This is a genomic window from Weissella bombi (genome assembly GCF_900094835.1).
Taxonomy (GTDB): Bacteria; Bacillota; Bacilli; order Lactobacillales; family Lactobacillaceae; genus Weissella; species Weissella bombi.
The window spans coordinates 1-5,452 of the sequence record NZ_FMAO01000025.1; the positions used below are offsets into that span (position 1 = coordinate 1).

7 protein-coding genes are annotated in these 5,452 nt (G+C 35.4%); 2 read left to right on the forward strand and 5 right to left on the reverse strand.

Annotated elements, in window-relative coordinates:
• Nucleotides 1-1,050 (forward strand): GH25 family lysozyme (locus GA0061074_RS09265; protein ID WP_279625037.1); only part of this gene is annotated, 1,050 nt, incomplete at its 5' end.
• Between the two features lie 169 nt (nucleotides 1,051-1,219).
• Here the strand turns inward: GA0061074_RS09265 and GA0061074_RS09340 are convergent.
• The 5 genes from GA0061074_RS09340 to GA0061074_RS08950 all read right to left on the reverse strand — a co-directional run bounded on the left by GA0061074_RS09340 (nucleotide 1,220) and on the right by GA0061074_RS08950 (nucleotide 4,678).
• On the reverse strand, nucleotides 1,220-1,354 hold the full coding sequence (locus tag GA0061074_RS09340; RefSeq protein ID WP_275668790.1) for a hypothetical protein: 135 nt from the start codon (nucleotides 1,352-1,354) through the stop codon (nucleotides 1,220-1,222).
• A gap of 498 nt (nucleotides 1,355-1,852) precedes the next feature.
• Complete coding sequence (locus GA0061074_RS08935) at nucleotides 1,853-2,944, reverse strand: site-specific integrase (RefSeq protein WP_092464073.1); 1,092 nt, start codon at nucleotides 2,942-2,944, stop codon at nucleotides 1,853-1,855.
• A gap of 167 nt (nucleotides 2,945-3,111) precedes the next feature.
• Nucleotides 3,112-3,858: a DUF4352 domain-containing protein gene (locus tag GA0061074_RS08940; RefSeq protein ID WP_092464075.1), complete on the reverse strand. Its 747-nt coding sequence runs from the start codon at nucleotides 3,856-3,858 to the stop codon at nucleotides 3,112-3,114.
• Between the two features lie 54 nt (nucleotides 3,859-3,912).
• Nucleotides 3,913-4,323: a hypothetical protein gene (locus GA0061074_RS08945; RefSeq protein ID WP_092464078.1), complete on the reverse strand. Its 411-nt coding sequence runs from the start codon at nucleotides 4,321-4,323 to the stop codon at nucleotides 3,913-3,915.
• Nucleotides 4,324-4,327: 4 nt separating this feature from the next.
• Entirely contained in the window at nucleotides 4,328-4,678 is a 351-nt protein-coding gene (locus GA0061074_RS08950; RefSeq protein WP_092464081.1) for a helix-turn-helix domain-containing protein, read from the reverse strand.
• A 270-nt stretch (nucleotides 4,679-4,948) separates the two neighbouring features.
• On the opposite strand from GA0061074_RS08950, the gene GA0061074_RS08955 reads away from it, so the two are divergent.
• Nucleotides 4,949-5,221, forward strand: coding sequence for a hypothetical protein (locus tag GA0061074_RS08955; RefSeq protein ID WP_092463932.1), 273 nt, complete (start codon nucleotides 4,949-4,951; stop codon nucleotides 5,219-5,221).
• Nucleotides 5,222-5,452: the final 231 nt, after the last annotated feature.

Below are 5,452 nucleotides of genomic sequence, written 5' to 3' on the forward strand. Positions count from 1 at the left end.
ATTGGTTATGGTGCTAATACTGAGACAGTGTCAGCTAACACACCTCGTGTTGATATGGTTGATGTTTCTAACCATAATGGCGCAATGACAACACCAGAGTTTACTTACATGCGGAACAATTACGGCTTAAAAGCCGTTACGACTAAAATTAGTGAAGGTGTTGGGTTTCATGATTGGACGGCACGAGGTAACATTGCAGCTGCTCAACAAGCAGGTGTTTACATCAACGGTTATCATTATTTGCATGCAACTACAGTAGCAGGGGCAATCGCTGAAGCACAATATGCCGTAAATATGGCCAAAGCTGATGGGTTACCTGTTGGCGCTGTATTGGCAGTTGATATTGAAAATCCAAATCAAATTGCTATGGGACGTGCCATGCAACCTGTTGCCCGTGCATTCGAAAATGAAGTCGCTCGTTATGGTGGTTACCGTTCAACGACTTATACTGGTGGTTCGGCGATTTCAGTATCACCAGACAGAGAAAAGGCATGGATAGCAGCATATCCATACGTACCAACGTCAGCAATGCACCAATACGATACTGAACATGCTTGGCAATGGGGTTCAAAGCAAACTTTTGCTAGCTCATTAGGTGTATTTGACGTGAACGTCTTATATGATGATTTCTTTACAACCGGTACTGATAAAAATGCTGTTGTACCTAATGTGACACAAAGTAAGCCTGTAGTGAACCATGATACTTCTGCAATCAAGAAGTTCAAGAATGCCGGTAATCGATTTACTGCTTATAAAGGTTTCCGAGTAGATAAGATTGCCTATGTTAATGGTATGTGGCAAGCAATCAACTACAACCTTGCAGGGGGTAAGGATGCCAACTGGACTATTAACGGTATTCCATTAGCCATATTGGACAATGTGACTCGTGGTAATTACCGTGCAACTCGTGTAGGCGATACGGTAAAGTTCATGCGTGGTTATGATTATGGAACGATTGATCAATATGATAATAAATCAAATGGAACAGGTATCAATGAAGGTGCTTATGGCATGATTTGGTACAATGCTGACTCGTTGTTAGCTAAATAAAATTAAGCCCCACTGGTCATTGCGACTGGTGGGGCTTTTATGTATTTCATAAGTTTATGTTGTATAATGGAGGCAAATAAAAAGCCGAGGTGCAACCCTCGACGTTAAATTTGATATTAGCTTGCTAAGTATGTATCTGTTGCATCCTCACACATAATATCACAGAGTGTTACTGGTCGTTGTTTAATGCAAGTGTAAATAACATGCAAATAGCGACGTAAACCACATTATCAAAATTGCCTGTAAGAACAAACATAATGAATGCAGCAGCTAACTCAATGTATAGTTGAGTATTATTTTCCATAACACGTGCCTCCCTTCTTCAGGAGTTACGCAAGTCTGACGTTGCGCATTTAATAGTATAGCATATTATTATTTACGTTTTTATAACTGATGTGTTATTATGTACTTGTATAGTTGAGTTGTTATTTAGAAGTAACGCTTGTCAATCCAAATGGAGTGCTAGATGTCTGACTAGCGCACTACCATTTATTTCTCCTTTCTCGTCCGCCGAGAGAGGATACATATATTTAAAGCCCCACTGGGTAGAGTTCATCGCTCTATCTGGCGGGGCTTTTTTGTTGTAATTTGTAGCACTACTTGTAGCACTGCAGCAAACAATACATACCAACTCACAACGAACTAAAATAGGAATAATCTCGATATATCAAGATTTGTTCACATTTTGTTGTTGTTCATAATTATATATTTGCCCACCAGTTGCATAGATATAGTCTTACAAATGTTGTTAAATCAATGTTTGTAAGACTATTTTTTTGATTTGTAGCACTTTTGTAGCACTTCATAAATTTGAAAGTAAATTAACTGATTTAGATGCTTCTGAATTTCTGTGGTCTTTGAGTAAGTGAGTATAGGTACCTAGCGTAATCGAAATGTCAGAATGTCCTAGACGGTCTGCAACGTATTGAACATCAACATTATGCGATAGAAGCCACGAAGCATGTGTGTGCCGTAAGCCGTGGAATGTGATTACCTTTTCAGCGCTGATATCATCTAAATCACGCCTTAATTGCTTATTAGCAGCGTTTGATGTGGGCGGTAGCATATTGTGAGAAGTAAACACAAAAGACTTGCTAGCACTTAATGTATGCCAGTCTTCCAACTCCTGCATGAACAGCATAGGTAACGCGATATCCCTGACAGAAGTTTTTGTTTTCGTTGGTTTAAATTCTTTAGACACTTGATCCCAACTGCGCTCAATATGAACAACGCTTTCTTCAAAATCGAGGTTATCCCATTGCAGTGCTGCAATTTCTGAATATCTTGCGCCAGATTGTAACGCAAAGAGTATCATCATATCCGTTGCAGCACGAACTGCTAACGGCTTGCTTTCAATATACTCAACTAACGCTTTCATATCTGTCTCATCTAAATATTTTAATTGATTATCTTTTTTGGCATGTCCGGTTATCTTAGCGCTTTCTGCAAAGTTTTTAGTTATATATCCTTCATATTGTGCTGACCTAGCAACTTCTTTTATCATGGCGTTTAATTTTCTACTTGTTGCAATGCCGTGTTTGGTACCAAAATCATTGAGAAACTTTTGATATTTATAGCGTGTGACGTTTTGTATTTTTGTTGTTTTAAAGTATTCGTGAATGTTTCGGCTCACATACACATACCACCTAGCCGTGGATTTCGAAACAGTGGGTTTCTTAAAAGTTTCAAACCACTCATCAAAGAAATCGGAAAACAGCATATTTGAATTTAATTGTAATTCATCGTTTTGCTTAGCAACTTCCATTTCGTTTGCCCAGCCTTGTGCTTCTGACTTAGTCCTAAAGCCTGATTTGGTTTTACGGCGACGTTCACCGTCTTTCATCACGAAGATACTAGCAGTATAGGTTTTGCCTCGTTTATAAATGCTTGCCATATTAGTTTAAACCTAACCTTTCATGTAAAAAATTTAGACAGTTTAAAGACGTGTCTAGTTCTGGTATACTAGATACGTTAAATAAAAGCGCACAAAACGCTTGTTAATATGAGATTGCACGTACACTGTAAGTTTGGTCGCTGAAGTGTGCGTGTTTTTTTATGTGCTTAATTCAGATTGATAGTCCAATTATTGGAATTATCATACGCATTGGAAACAAGTTGTAATTTATCAGAGGATACTGCTTGACCAATCAACGTTCCAGACATTGACGAATTAGGACGAAGTGATCCGCTCTCTAACATGTCTGCATAGACGTTGTCACCGTTATCATCCATCATTATCGAATCCATGTCCGTTTGCTTGCCGTTATCATCTAGCCTATAGTCAAATTCATTATAATCGAGTGTCTTGTTACCGTTATTTACTAACGTTAAGTGAACGACAACAAATTGCTTTCCAGCATCTAAGTCATCATATTCGCCACCATCTTTGAATTCAACAGAATCAACTTTAACATCCATACCATTTTTTTGAGAAACGGTATCTCCAACGTTAAAAGTTTTATTTGCTTCACTGCTTGAATTAGCTTTTGAAGAAGCACTAGACGATTGAGGCTTATTAGTTGTCTGTGTGTCATTTTTGCCTGCTGCGTCATCAATAGCATTTGAATACATTGATTGTGTTCCCATAACAATTGCAAAAGCGATGATTGAAAAAATAGTTCCTAACCAAGCTAACAATTTTTTGTGCTTGCGGTTAACTAATAAAGCAATTACTCCTAAAATTAGCCCTATTACAGCTAGTACAGCTGCAAAATTATTAATAATTGGCACCCAAGATAAAATTAAAGCAATAACACCAATTATTATTGAAATAATGCCCAACACCTTTTTCTCTGGTTGTTTTTCCATGAGAATACTACTCCTTAAACAGCTTTTAACGTGGATAATTTATTGCACGTATATTTAAACTTCTCTGATTATATCTTTAACAACAGGTTCAAACCATGATGGTAAGCAAAATTCATTCATAAAATCAGTGTAATTTCGATATTCTAAAGGAGTATCACCATATACTAGCTTGGCTAATATATATATCATGCCCTTATTTGCGATTATTTCAGATTGATTTTTAAAACCCATTGAAAAATAGTAAAGCATAGGTACGCCATTACCATATATAATATGTGAAAGCTCATGCGCTTTTCTAGCAACTCTAGGATATGGTGTAACAAATTCTGTGTTGATAATTATGACAGGCGGCTTGTCTATTCTAATAATAACTACATCTGGATCATCAGGACTAAATTTAGCGTATTGAAGAATAACATGTGACGAATAGATGAGTTGATCAACTTGTTCTTCTATTTCGTACATAAGCTTATTCCTCGTCACCATCAATCAAATCTAAAATTTCAAGGATTCCACGTTTTGCCTTATCAGATAACTCCTTTCCTTGAAATTTCATAACAACACCTTTTTCAGATAAAGCTTCATCAAGATTGATGACTTTATCTGATTTTTTATTTGCATGCATTTCATCAGTATTTCCTAGAAGGTAGTCGACTGATACACCTAGGACACCTGCAACTTTCTTAATATTTTCAACAGAGGGTGTTTTGGTTTTCCAAGAATAGATAATGTTATTTTTTAATTTAGCCTTCTCGTTTAATTGATTAAGAGTTAAACCGCGTTCTTTAGCAGTTTTTTTAATTCGTTCAAATGTTGTCATTATAATTTCTCCAAATTGAACAAAATAAATTTAAACTTTTGTTATAAAACACTTGACGTGATTAAACTATAGTTATAAACTTAAGTCATTCAAGTAATAAGGCAACTAAAAATACATGTAAATATCTGATAATCTTTTGACGAAGTAAAAGAGATAAATACAGTTATATGTTGCGGTTTTTAACTATGCTTAAAGTTTAAACTTTAGTTATAAAAATGTCAATAATAATTACTTGTTTAATTACACTACAAAAGAAAGGAGGAATAATACATGAAGGAAGAAATTAGTAAGGTAATCAAAAATAAATATGAAGAAATAGAAATCGATTTAACAAAACATAGTGTTGAAATTATTTCAGAAGTTGATGGAACAACTAATGTCATTGTTGATGGTGAATCATTACAGCGTGTTAAAAGAATAAGTTTTGAAGGTCTATTTATGAACGAGCGGGAAGATGCAAAAAGAAAGACCCTTAGGGTAATTATTCATTATCCCGGAGGGTCTGACATACCGCCATCATTTCTACCGTATCTTAGTAAATGAAACGGAATATTGGCCAGTAAAATATTCATCAATTGATGTAATAGATAAACCGTTTCTAATTAAAAATTGAACAACTTCGTTTGTATTTGATGTGTCAGGAACAGCTACGTTAAATGATTTGTTTTCAATAGCATCTTTAACATCATTAATAAATGAATTATTTAATGTCATATGTATAATTACCTTTCACTAATTTTAACAATTCAATTATAACACTAAAAAAACAACCAA